This window comes from Undibacterium sp. Ji83W (assembly GCF_049340385.1).
Classification (GTDB): Bacteria; Pseudomonadota; Gammaproteobacteria; order Burkholderiales; family Burkholderiaceae_D; genus Undibacterium.
On sequence record NZ_JBMPOZ010000083.1, the window covers coordinates 1 to 273 of the forward strand.

Below are 273 nucleotides of genomic sequence, written 5' to 3' on the forward strand. Positions count from 1 at the left end.
AGGCATCGGTGATGCTGGCGACGCGGGCTTCGCCATCAACGGTAACGTAGGTAAATTTCTGGTAGCTGCCGTCTGTCTGGGTGATGCTGTCGATGAGATTACCAGCTCCTACATAGGTGTAGCTGGTCACATAGACTTTGCCATCAGCGATGCTGGCGTCTTCCGGGCTCAGGTCGAGCAGGACCTGGCTGAGGCGGTTCTGGGTATCGTAACTATAACGGGTGTTGCTGGTGACTTTGCCATCAGCGGCGACGATGCGTTCCTGGGACAGGT

At 56.4% G+C, this 273-nt stretch carries 1 protein-coding gene; it reads right to left on the minus strand.

Annotated features, from left to right (window positions below; all coding sequences use genetic code 11):
* Positions 1-273 (minus strand): hypothetical protein (locus ACO0LD_RS31845; protein WP_423013554.1); only part of this gene is annotated, 273 nt, incomplete at both ends.